At 64.0% G+C, this 21,487-nt stretch carries 21 protein-coding genes; 4 read left to right on the top strand and 17 right to left on the bottom strand.

Annotation, left to right across the window (positions count from 1 at the left end):
- Position 1 precedes the first annotated feature (1 nt).
- The 5 genes from moaA to AC1DUN_RS06290 all read right to left on the bottom strand — a co-directional run bounded on the left by moaA (position 2) and on the right by AC1DUN_RS06290 (position 6,953).
- The gene (gene moaA / locus AC1DUN_RS06310) at positions 2-1,129 is read right to left on the bottom strand and encodes a GTP 3',8-cyclase MoaA (protein WP_477713218.1); all 1,128 of its coding nucleotides are present in this window, start codon (positions 1,127-1,129) and stop codon (positions 2-4) included.
- Between the two features lie 213 nt (positions 1,130-1,342).
- The gene (locus AC1DUN_RS06305; protein WP_477713217.1) at positions 1,343-2,104 is read right to left on the bottom strand and encodes an SDR family oxidoreductase; all 762 of its coding nucleotides are present in this window, start codon (positions 2,102-2,104) and stop codon (positions 1,343-1,345) included.
- A 106-nt stretch (positions 2,105-2,210) separates the two neighbouring features.
- Entirely contained in the window at positions 2,211-3,266 is a 1,056-nt protein-coding gene (locus AC1DUN_RS06300) for a DUF4424 family protein (protein ID WP_477713216.1), read from the bottom strand.
- On the bottom strand, positions 3,259-4,692 hold the full coding sequence (locus AC1DUN_RS06295; RefSeq protein WP_477713215.1) for an aldehyde dehydrogenase family protein: 1,434 nt from the start codon (positions 4,690-4,692) through the stop codon (positions 3,259-3,261). The genes AC1DUN_RS06300 and AC1DUN_RS06295 overlap by 8 nt, the downstream gene beginning before the upstream one ends.
- Before the next feature lie 95 nt (positions 4,693-4,787).
- Entirely contained in the window at positions 4,788-6,953 is a 2,166-nt protein-coding gene (locus AC1DUN_RS06290; protein WP_477713714.1) for a sodium-translocating pyrophosphatase, read from the bottom strand.
- 308 nt (positions 6,954-7,261) lie between these two features.
- Here AC1DUN_RS06290 and ppa point away from each other — a divergent pair, with 308 nt between their 5' ends.
- Entirely contained in the window at positions 7,262-7,795 is a 534-nt protein-coding gene (ppa, locus tag AC1DUN_RS06285) for an inorganic diphosphatase (protein WP_477713214.1), read from the top strand.
- Positions 7,796-7,866: 71 nt separating this feature from the next.
- Here the strand turns inward: ppa and AC1DUN_RS06280 are convergent, their stop codons facing one another.
- From AC1DUN_RS06280 to AC1DUN_RS06255, 6 genes are all read right to left on the bottom strand, one after another.
- Positions 7,867-8,703 carry an alpha/beta hydrolase gene (locus tag AC1DUN_RS06280; RefSeq protein WP_477713213.1) on the bottom strand — a complete coding sequence of 279 codons (837 nt, stop codon included), beginning with the start codon at positions 8,701-8,703 and terminating at the stop codon, positions 7,867-7,869.
- An 85-nt stretch (positions 8,704-8,788) separates the two neighbouring features.
- Positions 8,789-10,393 carry a wax ester/triacylglycerol synthase family O-acyltransferase gene (locus tag AC1DUN_RS06275; RefSeq protein ID WP_477713212.1) on the bottom strand — a complete coding sequence of 535 codons (1,605 nt, stop codon included), beginning with the start codon at positions 10,391-10,393 and terminating at the stop codon, positions 8,789-8,791.
- Between the two features lie 111 nt (positions 10,394-10,504).
- Entirely contained in the window at positions 10,505-11,308 is an 804-nt protein-coding gene (locus AC1DUN_RS06270; protein WP_477713211.1) for a hypothetical protein, read from the bottom strand.
- Between the two features lie 22 nt (positions 11,309-11,330).
- Complete coding sequence (locus AC1DUN_RS06265) at positions 11,331-11,648, bottom strand: hypothetical protein (RefSeq protein WP_477713210.1); 318 nt, start codon at positions 11,646-11,648, stop codon at positions 11,331-11,333.
- A gap of 93 nt (positions 11,649-11,741) precedes the next feature.
- Positions 11,742-12,338, bottom strand: a complete 597-nt coding sequence (locus tag AC1DUN_RS06260; RefSeq protein WP_477713209.1) for an outer membrane beta-barrel protein — start codon at positions 12,336-12,338, stop codon at positions 11,742-11,744.
- A 115-nt stretch (positions 12,339-12,453) separates the two neighbouring features.
- Positions 12,454-13,671, bottom strand: a complete 1,218-nt coding sequence (locus tag AC1DUN_RS06255; protein ID WP_477713208.1) for a GNAT family N-acetyltransferase — start codon at positions 13,669-13,671, stop codon at positions 12,454-12,456.
- 24 nt (positions 13,672-13,695) lie between these two features.
- On the opposite strand from AC1DUN_RS06255, the gene AC1DUN_RS06250 reads away from it, so the two are divergent.
- Both AC1DUN_RS06250 and AC1DUN_RS06245 read left to right on the top strand, forming a co-directional pair.
- Entirely contained in the window at positions 13,696-15,384 is a 1,689-nt protein-coding gene (locus AC1DUN_RS06250; RefSeq protein ID WP_477713207.1) for an NAD+ synthase, read from the top strand.
- A 153-nt stretch (positions 15,385-15,537) separates the two neighbouring features.
- On the top strand, positions 15,538-15,876 hold the full coding sequence (locus AC1DUN_RS06245) for a P-II family nitrogen regulator (RefSeq protein WP_007869659.1): 339 nt from the start codon (positions 15,538-15,540) through the stop codon (positions 15,874-15,876).
- A gap of 15 nt (positions 15,877-15,891) precedes the next feature.
- Here AC1DUN_RS06245 and AC1DUN_RS06240 read toward each other — a convergent pair whose 3' ends face one another.
- From AC1DUN_RS06240 to AC1DUN_RS06215, 6 genes are all read right to left on the bottom strand, one after another.
- Positions 15,892-16,512 carry an LOG family protein gene (locus tag AC1DUN_RS06240; RefSeq protein WP_477713206.1) on the bottom strand — a complete coding sequence of 207 codons (621 nt, stop codon included), beginning with the start codon at positions 16,510-16,512 and terminating at the stop codon, positions 15,892-15,894.
- On the bottom strand, positions 16,509-16,961 hold the full coding sequence (locus tag AC1DUN_RS06235) for a diacylglycerol kinase (RefSeq protein WP_477713205.1): 453 nt from the start codon (positions 16,959-16,961) through the stop codon (positions 16,509-16,511). The genes AC1DUN_RS06240 and AC1DUN_RS06235 overlap by 4 nt, the downstream gene beginning before the upstream one ends.
- A gap of 36 nt (positions 16,962-16,997) precedes the next feature.
- Positions 16,998-17,537, bottom strand: a complete 540-nt coding sequence (locus AC1DUN_RS06230) for an RDD family protein (protein WP_477713204.1) — start codon at positions 17,535-17,537, stop codon at positions 16,998-17,000.
- A gap of 79 nt (positions 17,538-17,616) precedes the next feature.
- Positions 17,617-18,345: a DUF3106 domain-containing protein gene (locus AC1DUN_RS06225; protein WP_477713203.1), complete on the bottom strand. Its 729-nt coding sequence runs from the start codon at positions 18,343-18,345 to the stop codon at positions 17,617-17,619.
- Positions 18,342-18,788 carry a DUF3619 family protein gene (locus tag AC1DUN_RS06220; protein WP_477713202.1) on the bottom strand — a complete coding sequence of 149 codons (447 nt, stop codon included), beginning with the start codon at positions 18,786-18,788 and terminating at the stop codon, positions 18,342-18,344. Before AC1DUN_RS06220 ends, AC1DUN_RS06225 begins: the two co-directional genes overlap by 4 nt.
- Positions 18,785-19,351, bottom strand: coding sequence for an RNA polymerase sigma factor (locus AC1DUN_RS06215; RefSeq protein WP_036838986.1), 567 nt, complete (start codon positions 19,349-19,351; stop codon positions 18,785-18,787). Before AC1DUN_RS06215 ends, AC1DUN_RS06220 begins: the two co-directional genes overlap by 4 nt.
- A 323-nt stretch (positions 19,352-19,674) precedes the next feature.
- Here AC1DUN_RS06215 and AC1DUN_RS06210 point away from each other — a divergent pair, with 323 nt between their 5' ends.
- On the top strand, positions 19,675-21,453 hold the full coding sequence (locus AC1DUN_RS06210) for an acetolactate synthase 3 catalytic subunit (protein WP_413329669.1): 1,779 nt from the start codon (positions 19,675-19,677) through the stop codon (positions 21,451-21,453).
- Positions 21,454-21,487 lie beyond the last annotated feature (34 nt).

Below are 21,487 nucleotides of genomic sequence, written 5' to 3'. Positions count from 1 at the left end.
GCTAGCCACCGATGTAGCTCATCTCTACGCGTTTGGCATTGCTGCCGGGCATGCTGGTGTCGGCCGGCAGCGCGGCGCGCAGCTCTGAATAGCGGTCGTCGCGCCCTTGCCAGATATGGGCCACGGCAGCCGCGATCTGCTCGTCGGCATAACCGCCGCGCAGCAGGGCGCGCAAGTCCTGGCCCTGGCTGGCAAACAGGCAGAGAAAGAGCTTGCCCTCGGTGGACAGGCGCGCCCGGTTGCAGTCGCTGCAAAAAGCCTGGGTCACGCTGCTGATCACGCCGATCTCGCCTGCGCCGTCGGCGTAGCGCCAGCGCTCGGCGGTCTCGCCGCTGTAGTTGGGGTTGATGGCGCTGAGCGGGAATTCGGCGTTCAGGCGCTCCACCACCTGGGCCGAGGGCAGTACCTCGTCCATGCGCCAGCCGTTGGTGGCGCCCACGTCCATGTATTCGATAAAACGCAGCACCGCGCCGGTGTGGCGGAAATGCCGGGCCATGGGCAGGATTTCCGCGTCATTGGTGCCACGCTTGACCACCATGTTGACCTTGAGCGGCGCCAGGCCCACCTTTTGCGCGGCTTCTATGCCCTTGAGCACGTCGGCGACCGGGAAATCCACGTCGTTCATGCGGCGGAAGATGGCGTCGTCCAGCGCGTCCAGGCTCACGGTGACGCGTTGCAGGCCGGCATCCTTGAGCGACTGGGCTTTTTTGGCGAGCAGCGAGGCGTTGGTGGTCAGCGTGATGTCCAGCGGCTTGCCCTGCGGCGTCTGCAGCTTCGCCAGCATTTCGACCAGCACTTCCAGGTGCTTGCGCAGCAGCGGTTCACCGCCGGTCAGGCGGATTTTCTCGACCCCATGCGCCACGAAGATTTTGGCCAGGCGGGTGATTTCCTCAAAACTCAGCAGCGAGCTTTGCGGCAGGAAGGCGTAGTCCTTGTCGAAGACCTCGCGCGGCATGCAGTAGCTGCAGCGGAAATTGCAGCGGTCGGTCACGCTGATGCGCAAGTCCCGCAGCGGCCGGCCCCGCGTATCGCTCAAGAGGCCCGTGGGCGCCGTGATCCGGGCAGGGATATGCGGCACGCGGCTTGCGTAGCGGATATCTGCCAGCGGAATGATTTTTTCGGTCGTCATCGTGAAGGGCCCAAAGGGAGAATTTACTCCATTGGCCCGCCCGGAGCGGTAAAACAAGGCCTTATCCCCAAAGGATAGGCGTTATTGGCACCGCTCACGAAGACTCTCTAACCAAGCAGGGGCCGCGGAACCGGCTCTGCCGGGCCGCAGGCGCAACGGCCCCTTTCGTGATGAAAGGGGCAGGGAGCTACACGCAGTGAGCGACCGTGGGGGCTATACACAGCGGGCTCCGTCCACTTCCAGGCAGATGCCGCTGATAAAGTCCGCCTCGTCGCTGGCCAGGTAAAGCACCGCGTTGGCGACATCCAGCGCGGTTGAAAAGCGCCCCAGCGGGATGCTGGCGCGAAAACGCGCCTTGCGCTCCTCATCCAGCGGGCCGCCGGCGAATTCGGCCGAAAGGCCGGTGTCGGGGTTGAACACCGGGTTGACGCAGTTGACGCGGATGTTGTCGGGGCCAAGTTCGGCCGCCAGCGACTTGGAAGTGGTGATGACCGCACCCTTGGAGCCGTTGTACCAGGTCAGGCCCGGGCGCGGGCGCACGCCGGCCGTGGAGGCGATGTTGATGAAGCTGCCGCCGCCCAGGCTGCGGAACACCGGCGTGGCGTGGATGGTGGCCAGGTAAATGCTTTTGACGTTGATGGCGTAGCACTTGTCGAAATCGTCTTCGCTGACGTCCAGCGCGGGCTGGTTGCGGTGCGTCCAGCCGGCGTTGCTGACCATCACGTCGAGCCGGCCGTAGCGCTGCACGGCGGCGTCGACCAGGGCCTTGACCTCGGCGGACTTCGTCACGTCGGCCGCGAAGAAAGAGGCCGTACCGCCGGCCTTGGTGATGGCGGCCACGACTTTTTCGCCCAGGGCGACGTTGATGTCGTTGACGATGACCTTGGCGCCCTCGGCCGCCAGCCGCCGGGCGATGCCTTCACCGATACCGCCTCCGGAGCCGGTGACGATGATGGACTTGTCTTTGACCCGCATGGGTTTGTCTCCAGGTATTTTGAATTTGTTGAACTGATACGTGAGCTTATTACATCCCGGCCCTGGGGCCGTAGGGCCGTTTTTTGCCAAGGTGGCAGGCCTCAGGTCATTTTGTTCGCGGCTCTCGGTTTATTTGACCGGCGGTTTTAACCGTATAGAAGTAAACGACCAGATCGTCCGGTGGCACAAACTGCGTCGCTTTGAATTCCAGCGTACGGTGATCAACTTGCTTCGGCTTTCCGGGAAAGCAAAGCGAGACGATCTGGTCCGGCGACGCTTTTTCGATCCGGAGGGTGAAGCTGTCTATGGGCCCTTTCCAGTTGCGGCCGGTGCCCAGCACATATTCCAGGTCATTCAGGGTCATCCAGACCTCGCCGTCGTCTAATTTCTGAAGCCGCTTGGCTCTGGAGATCACGGCGTCGTCGCCGCCTTCATGGGTGCATGCCCTGCGGCCGTCTTCCTCGCCGGAGTTGCCACCCGGCACCCAAGGCCTGAGCAAAGCGCTGTCATCTGGCTTGCCGTAGTAGTTGTAGATTTGATAGACATTGCCCACTTTGGGTTGGTAGCTGTGTTCAATTTCCACTATTTTTCCGGCGGGGAATTTTTGTTCCCACCAGGCGGTCTGCTGGACGCTGAAATTTGGGTGCCCGCCTTCAGCGATGCCCGGAATCCGCTTGACGATGGATTCCGCGATGCATTGCCCCTCGCTGACTGCGCCAGGGTTGCAGCTCATCACGTCGACCATGTCTTTTTCCGTGTAACCCTGAGCCCGAAGCAATGCGCTGATGTCTTTCCCCTTGAGGAAAGCCTTGGTATCAACACTTGTTTTAGCTTTTTGGCCGTCGGCGCGGGTTTCAAACGAACTCATCGGACCAACGTTGGCGTCCAGCTGCGCCTCTCCCGGATTCCACCCAAAGCGCGGCATGGGAAAGGCTACGATGGTTTTTACATCACTTTTACTGTCGTTCAAAAATTTGTAGCGAACCCGTACGCGTGTGGGAGAAATTTCGAGAACTTCTTCCACCATACGAATGGCATCCGACTTGACCAGCTCGAGGCCGCCAGCGCCGACTCTGGCTGTGGAGTCATTTGCAGCTGCAGGTTGCGCCAGAAGCGACGCAAGCATTGCACCGGTAACGGCCCAAAATTTCAATTTACCCATGCCGCACCGCCACGGTCTTCAGCGTCGTGAAGCCGTACAAGGCCTCAAAGCCTTTTTCGCGCCCATAGCCCGAGGACTTCACGCCGCCGAAAGGCAGCTCCACGCCGCCGCCGGCGCCGTAGTTGTTGATGAAGACCTGGCCGCTCCTGACGCGCCTGGCCATGCGGAACTGGCGCGCGCCGTCGCGTGTCCAGATGCCGGCGACCAGGCCGAAGGGGGTGGCGTTGGCGAGTTCCACGGCGTGGTTCTCGTCCTTGAAGCTCATGGCGCACAGCACCGGGCCGAAGACCTCTTCTTGCGCCAGCCGGTGCGTGACCGGCACGTCGCGCAGCAGGGTGGGTGCCTGGTAAAAGCCGGTGTCGGGCGCTTCGTCGACGATCTGGCCCTGGGCCACCATGGCGATGTTGGCGACCTGCGCGTCGCTCAAAAAGTCCCAGACGCGCTGCTGCTGGCTTTGCCGGATCAAGGGGCCGACGTCGAGGTCCATGGCGGCGGGTCCCACGCGCAGGTTTTCAAAGGCATGGCCCAGGCGCTGCAGCAGCGGCTCGTAAATCGCCTGCTCCACCAGCAGGCGCGAGCCGGCCGAGCAGGTCTGGCCGGCGTTCTGCACGATGGCGTTGATGATGGCGGGTATCGCGGCGTCCAGGTCGGCGTCGGCAAAGACGATCTGCGGGCTTTTGCCGCCCAGCTCCAGCGTGACCGGGCAGTGGCGCTCGGCCGCCGCCTGCTGGATCAGCGTGCCCACCGCGGGGCTGCCGGTGAAGCTGATGTGGTCTATGCCCTTGTGGCGCGCCAGCGCGTCGCCCACTTCATGGCCGTAGCCGGTCACGATGTTGATGGCGCCGGCCGGAAAGCCGACCTCGGCGGCAAGCTGCGCCACGCGGATCAGCGAAAGGCAGGCGTCCTCGGCCGGCTTGACCACGCAGACATTGCCCGCGGCCAGCGCGCCGCCCACGCTGCGGCCGAAGATCTGCATGGGGTAGTTCCAGGGAATCACATGGCCGGTGACGCCGTGCGGCTCGCGCCAGGTCATCACGCTGTAGCCGTCCAGGTAGGGAATGGTGTCGCCGTGCAGCTTGTCGCAGGCGCCGGCATAGAACTCGAAATAACGCGCCAGGGCGGCCGCATCGGCGCGCGCCTGTTTGGTGGGCTTGCCGCAGTCGCGCTGCTCCAGCAAGGCCAACTCCTCGGCATGCTCGGCCACCTTGGCCGACAGCCGCATCAAGAGGCGCCCGCGTTCGGCGGCGTTGAAGCGACTCCACACCAGTTCCAGGCATTCGCGCGCGCTTCGCACGGCGGTGTCGATGTCGTGCGCGTTGCTGCGCTGGATCTCGTCAAACACCTGGCCGTCGGACGGGTCTATGACGGGAATGGTCTTGCCGGAGACGGACGGAAGGGAGGCGTTGGCGATGAAATTGAGTTGCATGCGCCTGATTTTGCGCGAAAGCGGTGAAGCACGCCTCGGCAAAGACCCGTGAAAAAGCCCGCCGTAGCGGGCTTTGGGAAGGGACGCGGGACGTCTTACTTGGAGGCTGGCGCTGCCGGCGCGGGGGCCGGGGCGGCCGGTGCGCTCACGGCGGCGGGTTCCGCCATGGGCGCGCTGGGCGCGGCTTGCGCGGGACCGCCGTGGAATTTCATCACCAGCGGCACGATCAGCAGCGCCACGATGTTGATGATCTTGATCAGCGGGTTCACGGCCGGGCCGGCGGTGTCCTTGTAGGGGTCGCCCACGGTGTCGCCGGTGACGGCGGCCTTGTGCGCCTCCGAGCCCTTGCCGCCGTGGTTGCCGTCTTCAATGTATTTCTTGGCGTTGTCCCAGGCGCCGCCGCCGGTGCACATGGAGATGGCGACAAAGAGGCCGGTCACGATGGTGCCCATCAGCAGGCCGCCCAAGGCCTGGGGCCCGAGCGCCAGGCCGACCACGATGGGGACCACCACGGGCAGCAGCGAAGGAATCATCATTTCCTTGATGGCGGCCGTGGTCAGCATGTCGACCGCGGTGTCGTACTCGGGCTTGCCCGTGCCGTCCATGATGCCCTTGATGTCGCGGAACTGGCGGCGCACTTCGACCACCACGGCGCCGGCGGCGCGGCCCACGGCCTCCATGGCCATGGCGCCGAACAGGTAGGGAATCAGCCCGCCTATGAAGAGGCCGATGATCACGTAGGGGTTGCTCAGGTCGAAGCTGATGGCATTGCCGTAGGCCTCGAGCTTGTGCGTGTAGTCGGCGAACAGCACCAGCGCCGCCAGGCCGGCTGAGCCGATGGCATAGCCCTTGGTCACCGCCTTGGTGGTGTTGCCCACGGCGTCCAGCGGGTCGGTGATGTCGCGCACGCTGCTGGGCAGCTCGGCCATCTCGGCGATACCGCCGGCGTTGTCGGTGATGGGGCCGTAGGCGTCCAGCGCGACCACGATGCCGGCCATGCTCAGCATGGAGGTCGCCGCGATCGCGATGCCGTAGAGGCCGGCCAGCTTGAAGGCGACCAGGATGGCGATGCAGACAAACACCACCGGCCAGGCGGTGGATCGCATGGACACGCCCAGGCCGGCGATGATGTTGGTGCCGTGGCCGGTGGTGGAGGCCTGCGCGATGTGGCGCACGGGCTTGTACTGCGTGCCGGTGTAGTACTCGGTGACCCAGCAGAGCGCGCCGGTCAGGACCAGGCCGACCGCGCAGGCGCCGAACAGGCGCATCTGCGTGCCGCTGGCCGTCACGGCGTTGTCGGGCATCAGCCACATGGTCACGAAGTAGAAAGCGATGAGCGACAGCACGCCGGCGATCGCCAGGCCCTTGTAGAGGGCCGGCATCACGTTCTTCATGCCGGGCGAGGCCTTGACGAAGAAGCAGCCGATGATGGAGGCGATGATGGACACGCCGCCCAGCGCCAGCGGATAGACCGCGGCTGTGGCGCCGGCGCTGGACAGCAGCAGGGCGCCCAGCACCATGGTGGCGATCAGCGTCACCGCATAGGTTTCAAACAGGTCGGCGGCCATGCCGGCGCAGTCGCCCACGTTGTCGCCGACGTTGTCGGCAATCACGGCGGGATTGCGCGGGTCGTCTTCGGGGATGCCGGCTTCGACCTTGCCCACCAGGTCGGCGCCGACGKCGGCGCCCTTGGTGAAGATGCCGCCGCCCAGCCGGGCGAAGATGGAAATCAGCGAGGAGCCGAAGGCAAAGCCGATCAGCGGGTTGAGCAGGTTAGCCAGCTTGAGGTCGGGCGTGTAGTTGCCGTTGCCCACCAGGAACCAGTAAAAACCGCTCACGCCCAGCAGGCCCAGGCCCACCACCAGCATGCCGGTGATGGCGCCGCCGCGGAAGGCGACGTCCAGGGCGGGGCCAATGCCCCTGGTGGCGGCCTGCGCGGTGCGCACGTTGGCGCGCACCGAGACGTTCATGCCGATAAAGCCGCAGGCGCCCGAGAGCACCGCGCCGACCACGAAGCCGACGGCGGTTTTGCCGTCCAGAAAGAAGCCGATGAGCACCGCGAGGATGACACCGACGATGGCGATGGTTTTGTATTGCCGCGCGAGGTAGGCGGCGGCGCCTGTCTGGATGGCGGCCGCGATTTCCTGCATGCGCGCGTTGCCCGCGTCCTGGGAAAGAATCCAGCTGCGTGCCCAGATACCGTACCCGACGGCGATCAGTCCGCAGACCAGCGCAAGAATGAGCGCCGAGTTGCCTGTCATAGCTGACATTGAAATTCTCCTACGTTGTTTTTCGCTTGGAGGGGGTGCCACGCGAGCGGTGCCCCCGCTGCGTTGCTTCCTCGTTGCTTGTGTCACGTATGGAGACAAGTCGATTGGCCAACTCGCGAAATTTAACGTGAAAACATGACAAGTTCGCGATGCGTAAGCCCCGAATCAGTAAAATGAGGGTAAATACCGAGCTGCCGGTAGCCGCAGAGTATTAACTTCCGCGCCCTTTGCACGGACGCCCATGCGGGCTGAAGCCTTTCATTTCATCTCTTTCCCTTCAACACACACTTCAAGCGACCATGTCCCTCGATAAAGTTTCCCCCGGTAAAAACGTTCCCGAAGCCTTTAACGTGATCATCGAAATCCCGATGAACGCCGACCCGGTGAAGTACGAGGTGGACAAGGAGTCCGGCGCGATTTTTGTGGACCGCTTCATGAGCACGTCCATGCACTACCCGACCAACTACGGCTATGTGCCCAAGACCATCAGCGGCGACGGCGACCCGGTCGACGTGCTGGTGATCACGCCGGTGCCCCTGATTCCCGGCGTGGTGGTGACCTGCCGCGCCATCGGCATCCTGAAGATGCAGGACGAAGCCGGCGAAGACGGCAAGGTGCTGGCCGTGCCCGTGGACAAAAAATGCTCGCTCTACACCCAGTGGCAAAAGCCCGAGGACATGAACCCGCTGCGCCTGAAGACCATTTCCCATTTTTTTGAACACTACAAAGACCTGGAAGAAGGCAAATGGGTCAAGGTGCTGGGCTGGGAAGGCCCGGAAGCGGCCAAGAAGGAAATCACCGACGGCATCGCCAACTACGCCAAGGCCGCCTGATTTCAGGCTCCCCCCAAAAAAAAGCGCCTGCAGGTTTTCCTGCAGGCGCTTTTTTGATGCCCGGCGCGGTGTTAAGTTGCTTGCGCGGGCACCGGGTAGACCAGGCCGTGGAGCCGGCCCTTGTCCTCGCGCGAGAAGGGTTTCCACTGGCCTTCTGGTTGGGCCAAACGATCGGCCACCGCCCACCAGGCGCTGGGGTTCACGCCCATGCCGATGTGGCTGGCCAGCACCTCGATGTTTTCGGTCTGCGGGTTGCTTGCGCTGGGCGCCTGGATGCTGGCCTGCCAGGCCACCACGCCGTCGCTGCGTGAATAAATGCTGGTGGTCGGCACGGGCGGGGCGGCCGGCAGGTCGTAGTTTTCGGACTCGCGCTCCACATTGCGGCCGCTGGTGAGCTCATAAACACGCCAGGCGTTGGTGGCCTTGTGCGAGCCCGCGAAAGGCGTGCCCAGCGTGATGACGCAGCGGACCTTGTCCGGCATTTCCTTGGCCAGCTCACGCGCATAGACGCCGCCCAGGCTCCAGCCGATCAGGCTGACCTTGCGGCCCGTGGCCTCAAAGGTGCGGATGAGGCTGTCGCGGGCTTCTTCGAGCACACCGGCGCGCGGGCCGAAGTTAAAGCCCTGTTCCCAGCCCCAGGGTTTGTAATTGAGCGACTGCAGGTACTGGCGCAGCGGCACGGTGGTGGCGTCGTTGGCCGACAGGCCCGGGAACACCATCACGGCATGGCCGTCGCCGCGCGGCGCGCGGGCCAGCAGGGGCCAGGCGGGCAACAGGGCGCCGAATTCCCAGAATGCGCGCAATTCGAGTGCGAGCAGCCAGGCGCTGGGCGGGACATCGTGCGGAGCCGGTTTTGAGGAATTCTGGGGGGAGGAGGACGGGTTTCGCTTGGATGATGGGCTTGCCATGGCTTGGAGCATTGGATACTTTTGTGTTGGTTTCCTACAGAAACCAGTATGGGGCGCTTACCGATTTTTACAGAGGGAGGCGACTCTAACTTGCCCGCTTCGCGGCGGTTTTCGTCGCCTTCGTGACAGCGGCCTTTCGGGTTTTTACCGGGGCGGCCTTCACCGCGGCCTTTTTCGCGGCGGGCCTGGCGGTCTTGCGGGGCGCGGGTGCGGCCGGCGCCGGGGCAGCCATCAGCGCCTGTGCCTCCGCGAAGGCGTCTTCAATGGCCTTGGCCAGGTCCCTGGCATGCGGCAGTGCTTTTTTGTCGGCAATGATGCCGAAGTCCACGTGGCCGGCGTAGGTCTGTATGGTGATGTTGAGCGCCAGGCCGTGCAGGATGATGGACAGCGGATGGAAGGTCAGGAATTTCGCGCCGGCCAGGTACAGCGGCACGGGCGGGCCCGGCACGTTGGAGATCGCCAGGTTGGCCACCATGGGCAGGCGGCTGGCCATGCCGCTTTTGCCGTAGGCATTGAGCGCCATCTTGGCGGCGCCGCCCACCAGCCAGGGCGCCAGCAGCGAGGGGTAATCGGTCGGCAACAGGCCCTTGAGGCTTTGCATGGAGGTCTTGACCTTGGCGGTGGAGGCCATGATGGCGTTCATGCGCTTGAGCGGGTGCGCCAGGTGCGTGCCGAGTTCGACCAGGCTCATGCTGACTTGGTTGCCCAGGTTGCTGGCATCGGTGGCGCCGGCTTCGCGCAGCGACACCGGCATGGCGGCCACCAGCGATTTTTTCGGCAGGCTGTGGTGCTGCGTGAGGTAGCTGCGCAGCGCGGTCGAGCAGATCCACAGCACCATGTCGTTGAACGAGCCTCCCACCGCCTTGCCCATGGCCTTGGTCTCCGCCAGCGGGATGGTGGCGGTGACAAACACGCGGCCTGTGCCTATGCCCGCGTTGAAGGGTGTGGGCGGCGCCAGCTTCATGGGCATCTTGGGCTTGACGCCGGTGGCCGAGCTGCCCATGGACTGCTTGGCCAGCGTGCTGCCGAAGGTGCTGGCCGCGGCGGGCAGCGATTTGGCGACCTTGGCCAGCTGGCCCAGCGAGCTGGAGAACACCGAACCGATCATCTTGCCCAGCTTGAGGTCGGCCTCCAGCTTGCGGCGCCTGTCGGGGTCGGGCGGCGCCACCTCGCGCGGCTCGGGGCTCAGGTCCAGCATGGCGTTGGCCAGCATCACGCCGCCCTTGCCGTCCAGCGCGGCATGGTGGATCTTGGAGAAAAAGCCCGCCACGATGCCGCCGCCCTGGGATTCGGGCAGCTGGATGCGGTCGAAGATGTAGAACTCCCAGAGCGGGTAGTCGCGGTCTATGACTTCGCCGTGCAGCTGGGCGCAGAGCTTGTGCACCTCGGCCAGCGTCATGGGCGCCGCGCCTTTTTTGATGGGGTCGGCACGGCGGATGTGGAAATCGATGTCCACCGAATCGGCCTCCACCCACAGCGGGTGGCCCAGGTCCAGCGGCATGAACACCAGCTTGCGGCTGAACACCGGCGCCAAGTGCATGCGTTTGGCGATGTGGTTTTTGACGGCCTTGTGAAAGCTGCCTTTGAAGCCCGCCGGCAGTTCGCACAAATTGAGCGAGCCCACATGCATGGGCATTTCAGGGGTTTCGAGGTAAAGAAAGGTCGCGTCCAGGCCGGTCAGGGATTTCATGGTTGTGTTGTCTCCGTGGGGAGACCTTAACCGAGCGGGCGGGGTGGCGGCACTAGGGTTTGCCGTAGCCGCGGCTGTCACGCCGGGCTCAGCGCGCGGCCGCGATAAAGTTCAAGCTTCGCAGTCGCCCAGCATGCCCTGCTCATCGTCATTGAGCCCGGCCACCGGCGCCGCCTTGGCCAGCGCCATCCAGACGCCCAGCGGCAAGGCCTGACGCGAGCGCCGCGGCGCCGCGCGGGCCACGACGAGGCGCTGGTCTTCCATCAGCATCACACCGCATTCGGCCGGAACCTCGTCGGCCGCGCCTATGGGCCGGCCTTTGGCATCGCAGCCCAGCACGTACCAGCACTCGCCGCCCAGGTCCAGGTAGGCGGCGCGCTTTTCGGGGCGGCGCAGGTCGCCCAGCAAATCAGAGCGGTGCACCTTGATCTCGTGGACGATGGGGTCCACGTATTCCTGCACCGTGGTGTTGCGGATGGAGAACACGTCGGGCCGGACTACGCACCAGCGCGGCTTGCCGCCTTCAGTGTCGGGCGGCAGCTGGGCGCGCAGGCCCAGGCCGCGCCAGGCGATGCGGCCGGCATGCACCATTTCGCGTGCGACCTGCTCGACCAGCGTCTCATGCTTGGACAGGGCCGAGCGGTTGCGCAGCAGCGTGGCCGCCAGGTAGGCAATGCCGGCGTCGGTGACGCGCAGGGTCTCGTGGCCCGCGGGCCCGGCCACGCGCTGTAGCATGCCGGTGGCGAGCAGCTCGATCTCCAGCAGGTCCTGGCAAGGCCAGCCGGCGGAGCGGTAGACCTCGCGCAGGCGCCGGGCATGGGGGCGGCCCAGCGGCGGCGGTATTTCGAGGGCGCTGTCGTTGGCGGCCGGCGCGGACGCCTGCGGGCTTGGCAGTGGGGCGGGGGCGGCTGTCATGAGTTGGGGTCGGGCCGATGCGTCAGAGCGGGACGATTTCGAAGCGCGCGTTGTCCAGGTTGTCGCCCAGCGGCCGCATGGCGGCCAGGATGGCATCGGTTTCGGCGTTCTGCCACAGCGCGATGACCTGCTCTTCGGCCTGCGAGGCGCCTTGCAGCGGCAGGCCTTCGTTCAGGGTCTGCGCCAGCATATAGGCCTGTAGCGAAGGCAGCACATATTCCGGCCCGCCCACGGCGAATTCAAGCGCCATGCGAAAGCGCAATTCCGCGGCTGCGCGCTGCTCGGCGCTGAGGGTGGGGCATTCAACCAGGTTGACCTTGTAGGCGGAGGCGGCGGCCATTTGGGTTCCTCGCGTGACGTGAAGGATGAGGGGGCGGCTGGATGAAAAAAGCCGGGACGAGCCCGGCTTGGTCAGGTCAGCAAGATTATCAGATCAGAATGCGTATTGCAGGCTGAGGCCGAAGTTATTGGCGCGAATCGCACCGCCGCTTGCGCCGCCGTCATTGGAGAACTTGCCGAAGTCTTCGTACTCGAGGCGAACGGCAAGTTTCGGGGTGACGTTATAAAGGGCGCCCACACCGATCAGGGGAGAAGTCTTGCTGCCGCGGTCGGAGATGCCAACGGCGCTGATTTTTCCATGGTTGCTGGAGACACCCAGCTTGCCAAACAGCGAGAAGTTGTTGGCCAGTGGCAGCGTGCCCGTGCCGGCGATGCTGAACTGCGTTGCTTTCAGGCTACCCGTGGCGAGTTGGACGCCGGCACCGTTGCGGATCGCGAAATCGCGGTTGCCGAGGTCGGCGTATTGGGCTTCGACACCCCAGTTGGGGGTGATCTGGTAGCCGCCATAAATCTTGACGGAAGCTTTGTTGGAGTCAGCGCCGGTGAGCGTAAGCGGAGGCGTCGTGGACGCCGTGCCGTCTGCTCCGGTGACTTTGGACGAACCGACACCGCCACCGATATACCACTGGGCCGAAGCCGGCATCGCCACGAACGCTGCGGCGATTGCGCCAGCCAGGAAAACCTTTTTCATCGAAATTCTTTCAGAAGGGTGAAACATAAGAAACCGGCGCCGAGCATACCTTTGTTTGTAACGCCCTGTATGTTGCTTCTGCATAAATTGACTTAGTCGCTATGTTGTCAGTCCTCTATTTAGAGGATGCTTTAAACGGGTTGCGCCGCTCCAGCTCGTCCATATAACTTTGAATGCCGGCGCCTTCGCGCTCCAGGAAGCGCTCGACCGCGTCGGCAAAGGAGGGATGGGCAAGCCAGTGGGCGCTGGTGGTCTTGACGGGCAGCAGGGCGCGCGCCATTTTGTGCTCGCCCTGGGCGCCGCCTTCAAAGCGCTGGTAGCCGTGCTCTATGCACCACTGCAGGGGCTGGTAGTAACAGGCCTCGAAGTGCAGGCAGTCGACGCGGGCCAGGGCCCCCCAGTAGCGGCCGTAGGCGGCCAGCGGGGGCGCAGCCGCGCCCGGCGATGAAGGCGGGGCGCTGACCGCGATCAGGCTGGCCGCGATGGGCCGGCGTTCGCCGCCTACTGTGCCTTCGGCCACAAACAGCAGCCAGTTTTCCGGCATGGTGTCCTGCATGCGCCGGAAGAAGTCGCGGCTCAGGTAGGGCGCGTTGCCGTGCTCATGGTAGGTGCGCTCGTAGCAGCGGTAAAAGAAGTCCCAGTCGGCCTGGCTGATGTCCCTGCCCAGCGACCAGCGGAAGCTGATGCCGGCATCGTGGACCTTGCGGCGCTCCTGGCGGATCTTTTTGCGCTTTTCCTGGTTCAGCGACATCAAAAAGTCGTCGAAGTCACGGTAGCCGGCGGGCGGCGCGGTCCAGTGGAATTGGACTGTGTGGCGCAGCATGAGCCCGGCTTCCTCGCAAGCGGCGACATCTTCATCGGCAGTAAACAGCAGATGCAAGGATGAGAGCGCTTCTTCCGTGCACCAGGCGAGCAGCGCTTTGACCAGCAGCGTGCGCTCGGCGGCGTTCCGCGCCAGCAGCCGGGCGCCCGGCACGGGCGTGAAGGGCACGGCGGCCACGGCCTTGGGGTAGTAGTCGAGGCCGTGCTGCTGGTAGGCATTGGCCCAGGCCCAGTCGAAGACGTATTCGCCGTAGGAGTGAGCCTTGAGGTAAAGCGGGCAGGCGCCGGCCAGGGTCTTGCCCTGCCAGAGGGTGACAAAGCACGGCGTCCAGCCGGTCTCGGGGGTGGCGCTGCCGCTTTCGTGCAGCGCGGCCAGGTACTCGTGGCGCATGAAGGGGTTGGCGGCTTCGCCGGGGCTTTGCGCCGCCAGCAGGGCGTTCCACTCGGATGCATTCACCTTCAGCGGCGAATCCAGCACGCGGATGACATAATCGTTTGAGTCTTTTTTCACGTGTTTTTGGGGTTTTACTTCTACATGCCACTCAAAATCTGCGTTGCCCAACTGAACTACTGCGTGGGAGACATGCCGGGCAATGCGCAAAAGATCATCGAGGCCGCCCGCGCCGCCTACCAGGACGGTGTGCGGCTGGTGCTGACCCCGGAATTGGCGATTTGCGGCTATGCGGCCGAAGACCTGTTTTTACGCCCCTCTTTCATTCAGGCCTGTGATGATGCCGTGAATCAAGTGGCCCGCGAGCTGGCCGGGTTAAAAGGCCTGACGGTGGTGGTGGGCACGCCCACCCACGGCGACAACGGCAAGGGCTTGCGCACCAAAAGCGTGGAGGTGCAGCAGCGCCACAACGCGGCCCGGGTACTGCGTGAGGGTCGCGTCATCGAAAGTTACGCCAAGCGCGAGCTGCCCAATTACCAGGTGTTCGACGAACGCCGCTACTTCACGCCGGGCCAGGGCAGCTGCGTGTTCCAGGCCGGGGAGGGCGACGAGGCCATCAGCATAGGCCTGTTGATTTGTGAAGACGCCTGGTTCGAAGAGCCCGCGCGGCTGGCCAAGGAAGCTGGCGCCGAACTGCTGGCGGTCATCAATGCCTCGCCTTTCCATGTGGGCAAGGGCGGCGAGCGCGAGCAGATGATGCAAAACCRCTGCCTGGCCACCGGGCTGCCGCTGGTCTATGCCCACCTGGTGGGCGGGCAGGACGAAATCGTGTTTGAGGGCCGCTCTTTTGCGCTGCAGGCCGACGGTACGTTGGCCGGACGGGCCGAGAGCTTCAAGGAAAAGCTGTTTGCCGTCCGTGCCGAGCGCGCGGGGGATGCCGTCACCTTGGCGGCGGATACGGCGCCCGAGCGCAGCCCAGAGGCCGATTTGTGGGATGCGCTGGTGCTGGGCGTGCGCGACTACCTGGGGAAAAACGGTTTCCCGGGCGCCATCCTGGGCCTGTCGGGCGGCATCGACTCGGCCCTGGTGCTGGCGATCGCGGTGGATGCGCTGGGCGCGGACAAGGTGCGCGCGGTGATGATGCCTTCACCCTATACCGCCGATATTTCGTGGATAGACGCGCGCGAGATGGCCGAACGCGTGAAGGTGCGCTACGACGAGATATCCATCGTGCCCGAGTTCGAGGCCTTCAAGGCCTCGCTGGCCGGCGAGTTCAAGGGCCTGAAGGAAGACACGGCCGAGGAAAACATCCAGGCGCGCATACGCGGGGTGTTTTTGATGGCGCTGTCCAACAAGTTCGGCTCCATCGTGCTGACCACCGGCAACAAGAGCGAAATGGCCACCGGCTATTGCACGCTGTACGGCGACATGGCGGGCGGCTTCGCGGTGATCAAGGACGTGCTCAAGACCTCGGTGTTCCGGCTGGCGCGCTGGCGCAATGCCAACGACCCCTACGGCACCGGCAGCAACCCGATTCCCGAGCGCATCATCACGCGCCCGCCCAGCGCCGAGCTGCGCCCCGACCAGACCGACCAGGACAGCCTGCCGCCCTATGAGGTGCTGGATGCCATCCTGGAGCGGTATATGGAGAACGACCAGGGCGTGGACGCCATCGCCGCTGCCGGGTTTGACCGCGCCTTGGTCGTGCGCGTGGCCCAGCTGATCCGGATCAATGAGTACAAACGCCGGCAGGCGCCGGTGGGCATCAGGGTCACCCACAGGAGCTTTGGCAAGGATTGGCGCTATCCTATTACCAGTAAGTTTAGGCAATGAGGCCCCCACGCTCCCCCACTGCGTGTGGGTCGCTGCCCCCCGAGGGGGCCGCTGCGCCTGCGGCCCGGCAAAGCCGGTTCCGCGGCCCCTGCTGGTGAAGACCCGCACGTCGCACACCGCTTTTGAAGACAGTAAAACCAACGGAGATATTCAGTGAAACAAATTACCGCCGTCCTCAAGCCTTTCAAACTCGAAGAAGTCCGCGAGGCTTTGGCCGAATGCGGCGTGACGGGCCTGACCGTCACTGAAGTCAAGGGTTTCGGCCGCCAGAAGGGCCACACCGAGCTCTACCGCGGCGCCGAGTACGTGGTCGACTTCCTGCCCAAGGTCAAGGTCGAAGTCGTCGTGAAAACCGAGGACGTGGAGCGCTGTGTGGACGCCATCGTGCGCGCCGCGCGCACCGGCAAGATCGGCGACGGCAAGATTTTCATCACCAGCGTGGAGCGTGTCGTGCGCATCCGCACGGGCGAGGAAGACGAAGCGGCGGTCTGAGAGCCGCCAAGCCGCTTAAATCTGGTCGAGGCGGGTGGCGGCGGGGGTCATGCCGGCCGTCTGCACAAGGGTTTCGAGCAGGGGTTCCGCCTCGGTGCCGGTACGTATCAGGTCCATCAGCCAGTCGTTCATGAAGCCGGCTTTCACCGATGAGGCCAGGAAGGCCAGCAGGCTGTCGTAGTAGCCGCCCATATTGAGCAGCCCGACCGGCTTGTCGTGGTAGCCCAGCTGGCGCCAGGTCCAGACTTCAAAAAATTCTTCAAGTGTGCCTATGCCGCCCGGCAGGGCCAGGAAGGCGTCGGCATGCTCGGCCATGATGCGTTTGCGCTCGTGCATGTTTTCCACGATGTGCAGCTCGGTGCAGCCGGTATGGGCCCATTCCTTTTCCACCAGTGCCTTGGGGATCACGCCCACGACCCGCGCGCCCGCTGCCAGGGCGGCGTCGGCCAGTATGCCCATGAGGCCGTTGCGGCCGCCGCCGTAGACCAACTGGCCGCCATGCTGGCCTATCCAGGTGCCGACGAGGGCGGCGATCGCGGCGAATTCAGGCTGGGCGCCTGGGCGTGAGCCGCAGTAAACGCAAAGGGAAAAGGCGGGTTTGGAGATTTCTGTCACTTCAGTGTTGTCTTTGTTCATGCTGCAAAGCGTTGCCAGAGCGCCATGGCCCAGGTGCCCGCGCACAGCAGCAGGCTGAGCAGAACAGCGGCGCTGCCCATGTCCTTGGCGCGCTTGGACAGGTCGTGCCACTCGGGGCCTATGCGGTCTATGGCGGTTTCGATGCCGGTATTGAGCAGCTCCACGATCATGATGAGGATGACCGTGCCGGCCAGCAGCACGGTCTCCACCCAGCCGCGGCCCAGCCAGAAGGCGGCGGGTATCAGCACGATGGAGGCGATGGCTTCCTGGCGGAAGGCGGTTTCATGCCAGCCGGCGCGCAGGCCGGCGATGGAGTAGCCCGTGGCATGCCAGACGCGGCTCAGGCCCCTGCGGTGCTTTTGGGGGTTGACCGGCTCATCGAGGGGCGCGGGGGAGGCGGTGCTGATGGAAGCTGGCGCGGAGGCGGAAAGCGGAACTTGTTCGGGCATGGAGCGATTGTCGCGCAGCTTTATGGCATGTTGATGTTATGCACCCGCGCCTGTCATGCTTTTGTCCTTGCGGCGGGGTTTTTCCGGCGCAACCCAGGTGATCAGCCGGGTGCCCGCCCAGACGTCGTGCCAGAACTGCTTTTGCGGGTGGAAGCGCGCCAGGATGGCCCAGATGGCCACCCATCCCAGCGTCAGCACGGCGCCTTCACGGCCCGGCAGCGCCAGCAGCCAGCTGACGGCCAGCGGCGGCAGGAACCACAGCCAGCTCAGCACGTAACGCAGCAGGGCGCGTTTCTGGGTGATGGGCGCGCCGTGGACGTCGACCACGCGGATGTTCCAGGTCTTCATCGCCAGCGTCTGGCCCTTGGCCCAGAACCAGACAAAGTAGATGCCGAAGACCACAAACACAAAAGCCTGCAGCGCATGGCGGTTGTCCAGCGCATTGCGGGTCTGGCTCAAGGTGCTGAAAAGGTAGCCGGCCAGGAAGACCACGCCGAACATCAGCATGCCTTCATACATCCAGCATGCCATGCGCCGGGGGATGGACGGTATCGAGGGGGTGTCGGTGGCTGTCAAATGAGTCGCTCTTCAATGCTCGCGGGCAGGGGACTGCCGGAGCGGCCAATAAGTCCGGCCGGCAGCCGCCGGCGGCGTGTCAACGCTGGGGCGTGGCGCCTGGGGCACTGGCGGGCAGTGCTGCGGGCGTGGCGGCGGCCGCCGGTTGTGAAGCAATGATTTTAGGCGCAGCCTTGCTGCTGGCCTTGACCGGGTGCGGCGGAACGGGCGCCAGCTTCTGGGGAGCGACCGGCTTGACGGCGGTTGCGGCCCCGGTGGGCTTGGGGCTGGCCTTGGCCGCCAGTTTTTGTTTTTCTTCCGGGCTCAGGGCCTGGTAGGTTTCCCATTTGGCTTTTTTCTCTTCCGGCGTGAGCTGCTTGGAGAGCTCCCTGGTCTTGCCGAAATTCAAGCGTGCCTGGGCGCGCTGCTGGGGGCTCAGGGTGACCCATTCGTTCATGCGGCTGTGCAGGTTGGCCTGGCCTTCAGGGGGCAGCGAAGGGTAGTTTTTGGAGATTTCCAGCCATTTGCGCTTTTGCTGCTCGCTGATGTCGTGCCAGCTCGAGGCCAGGGGCGCGAGCGCCTGCTGCTGCATGGGGCTGAGCTCCACCCATGTGGGCTTGGAAACGACCGCTTTGGCGGGCGCACTTGCCGCAGGTTTTGCGGCAGGCGCGCTGGCGGGGGCTGCCGGCTTGGGCCCCTGGGCGAAACCCAAGGCTGGAGCGGCCAGCAGGACGGCCGCCACGAGCCCGAACGATAGCCATTGCAGCTTCAAGCTGCTTGAAGGTTCAAGAGGCAGGGAGAGGCGCCGGGCGCCTGCGGGGCGGGTCATTGGACCGTGGGGGCTTGGCGCGTCACTTTGAGGTACTGGACAAAACCGGGATCGGCAAAGGCCGCGGGCGGGAGTTCGTCGGTGAGCAGCGCCACGTCGACTTCGGCCAGTTCCTGGGCGCGGTTGTCGTTCTGAATGGAATTGATGACCAGCAGGCCCACAACCAGAGCCACCAGGGGCAGCACCGATCCGATCCGGGCCCACCAGCTCAGGCCGTCGTCGGAGCCCCAGGTCATGGCCGCACTGCCGCCATTGCCCACAATGCCGGCGGCGGTTTGGGTTTTTGCCACTTTGCGGTTGGAGACGGCTTGAAAGCGCGCGGCGCGCAGGCGCTCGGAAATGTCGTAAGGCAGGTCTGCCGCGCCTGCGGACAGGTAGGAGGCGGTTTTCAGGCCAAAGCGGTCCTGCAGGATATCGGCTCTTTTTTGTAGTGAATTAGTCATAGTTTTATACCTTTGGCGCTCAGGGCTTTGCTGAGAGCGTGAACCGCGCGCGAACAGTGCGTTTTGACACTACCCTCTGAACAGCCCATGGCGGCTGCTGTTTCAGCGACGTCCATTTCCTCCCAGTAACGCATCAGAAAGGCTTCCCGTTGACGGCCGGGCAATTCCTTTACCTGCAGTTCGATCTCATGCAATATCTGAGCCCGTTCCGTCGCATCCTGGGCGCTCTCCGTACCTTCTGAGTTGGTCAAGGTCTCTAAAGTTTCCAGGAGATCGAAATCTCCGTCTTCCCCGGGCGCCTCGAAGTCGCTCATGTTGGAAAACAGCGCGTTGCGGGTCTTGCGGCGGCGGAACCAGTCCAGCGTGGTGTTGGCCAGGATGCGCTGGAACAGCATGGGCAGCTCCGCGGCGGGTTTGTCGCCGTAGTGCTGCGCCAGCTTCATCATGCTGTCCTGAACGATGTCGAGCGCAGCTTCTTCGTCCCTGACGTGGTAAATGCTGCGCTTGAAAGCCCGTTTTTCAACGTTTTTCAGGAAATCCGAGAGTTCTTGTTCAGTTGCCAACGGTATGGGGTTCCGGTTCGTCCAGTGCTGCGGGGATGGCCCGTGGTCGCCGCGGGGCCCGTGCCGATCAGCATGCATCCTTGGGATGCCGCTGGAAAATTATCGCATCACGGCCGGCCCTGGCCGGCCCTTTTTCGGCGCCTGCGGCCATTGCGCAACGCGAAATGTCATAATATGGCCTGCAATTCAAAAGGCAAACGGGTCATGGCTCGGCGGTTTATGTTTCCGCTTATGGTTCTGGCCTCAAGTCTCGACGCCGCTTCACAAGAGTGGGCGAAGAGGCACCCAAGGTATTTCGTTAGAGAAATTCACAAAGGTTCATCATGGAAATCTCCAAGGCGGAAATCGCTTCCGCGGCAGCAGCGTCTGCACACACAAATTCCCAGGAACTCCGCGGCGCGGAAATCCTCATCAAGTCGCTTCAGGCTGAGGGTGTCAAGTACGTCTGGGGCTATCCCGGCGGCGCGGTCCTTCACATTTACGACGCCTTCTACAAGCAGGACTCGATCCAGCACATCCTGGTGCGCCACGAGCAGGCAGCCGTGCACGCGGCGGACGGCTATGCCCGCGCCACGGGCGACGTGGGCGTGGCCCTGGTCACCTCGGGCCCCGGCGTGACCAATGCGGTGACCGGCATCGCGACGGCCTATATGGACAGCATCCCGATGGTCATCATCACGGGACAGGTCCCCACCCACGCCATAGGCCTGGATGCCTTCCAGGAGTGCGACACCGTCGGCATCACCCGGCCCATCGTGAAGCACAATTTCCTGGTCAAGGATGCGCGGCAGATGGCCGAGACCCTGAAAAAGGCCTTCCACATCGCCCGCAGCGGCCGTCCCGGTCCCGTGGTGGTGGACATTCCCAAGGACGTGTCCTTCAACAAGGTGCCTTATGCGGGCTACCCGCAAACCGTTGAAATGCGTTCCTACAACCCGGTCCGCAAAGGCCACGGCGGGCAGATCCGCAAGGCCCTGCAACTGCTGCTTTCGGCCAAGCGGCCCTACATCTACACCGGCGGCGGCGTGCTGCTCAGCAATGCCTCGCAGGAATTGCGCACCCTGGTCGATATGCTGGGCTACCCCTGCACCAACACCCTGATGGGCCTGGGCGCCTATCCGGCCACTGACAAAAAATTCCTCGGCATGCTGGGCATGCACGGCACCATCGAAGCCAACAACGCGATGCAGAACTGCGACGTGTTGCTGGCCGTCGGCGCCCGTTTTGACGACCGCGTGATCGGCAATCCCAAGCATTTCGCGCAGAACGAGCGCAAGATCATCCACATCGACATCGACCCGTCCAGCATCTCCAAGCGCGTGCGGGTCGACATCCCCATCGTGGGCGACGTGAAGGACGTGCTGACCGAGCTGATCAGCATGATCAAGGAGTCCGGCCTCAAGCCCGACGCCAACGCGCTGGGCGGCTGGTGGGACACGATCGAAGGCTGGCGCAAGCGCGACTGCATGAAATACAGCATGGGCAAGGGCGACGTCATCAAGCCCCAGCATGTGGTCGAAACCCTCTGGAACCTGACCAAGGACGCCGACACCTACATCACCTCGGACGTGGGCCAGCACCAGATGTGGGCCGCGCAGTACTACAAGTTCAACGAGCCGCGCCGCTGGATCAATTCGGGCGGCCTGGGGACCATGGGCGTCGGCATTCCCTACGCCATGGGCATCAAGCTGGCCAAGCCTGACTCGGAAGTGTTCTGCATTACGGGCGAAGGCTCGGTACAGATGTGCATCCAGGAACTCTCCACCTGCTTGCAGTACAACACGCCGATCAAGATCGTATCGCTGAACAACCGCTACCTGGGCATGGTTCGCCAGTGGCAGGAAGTCGAATATGCTGGGCGCTACAGCAGCAGCTACATGGACGCGTTGCCCAATTTCGTGAAACTGGCCGAGGCCTATGGCCACGTCGGCATGCTGATCGAAAAGCCGCAGGACGTGGAGCCGGCGCTGCGCGAGGCTCGCAAGCTCAAGGACCGCACGGTGTTCATGGATTTCCGCACGGATCCGACCGAAAACGTGTTCCCGATGGTGCAGGCCGGCAAGGGCATTACCGAGATGCTGCTGGGGTCGGAAGACCTCTAAGCCTCAAGCCGCCACACACCCATTCATTCACCGT

The sequence above is a fragment of the Polaromonas sp. P4_F6 genome (genome assembly GCF_056401275.1).
This window is presented reverse-complemented; position numbering and strand designations above follow the sequence as displayed.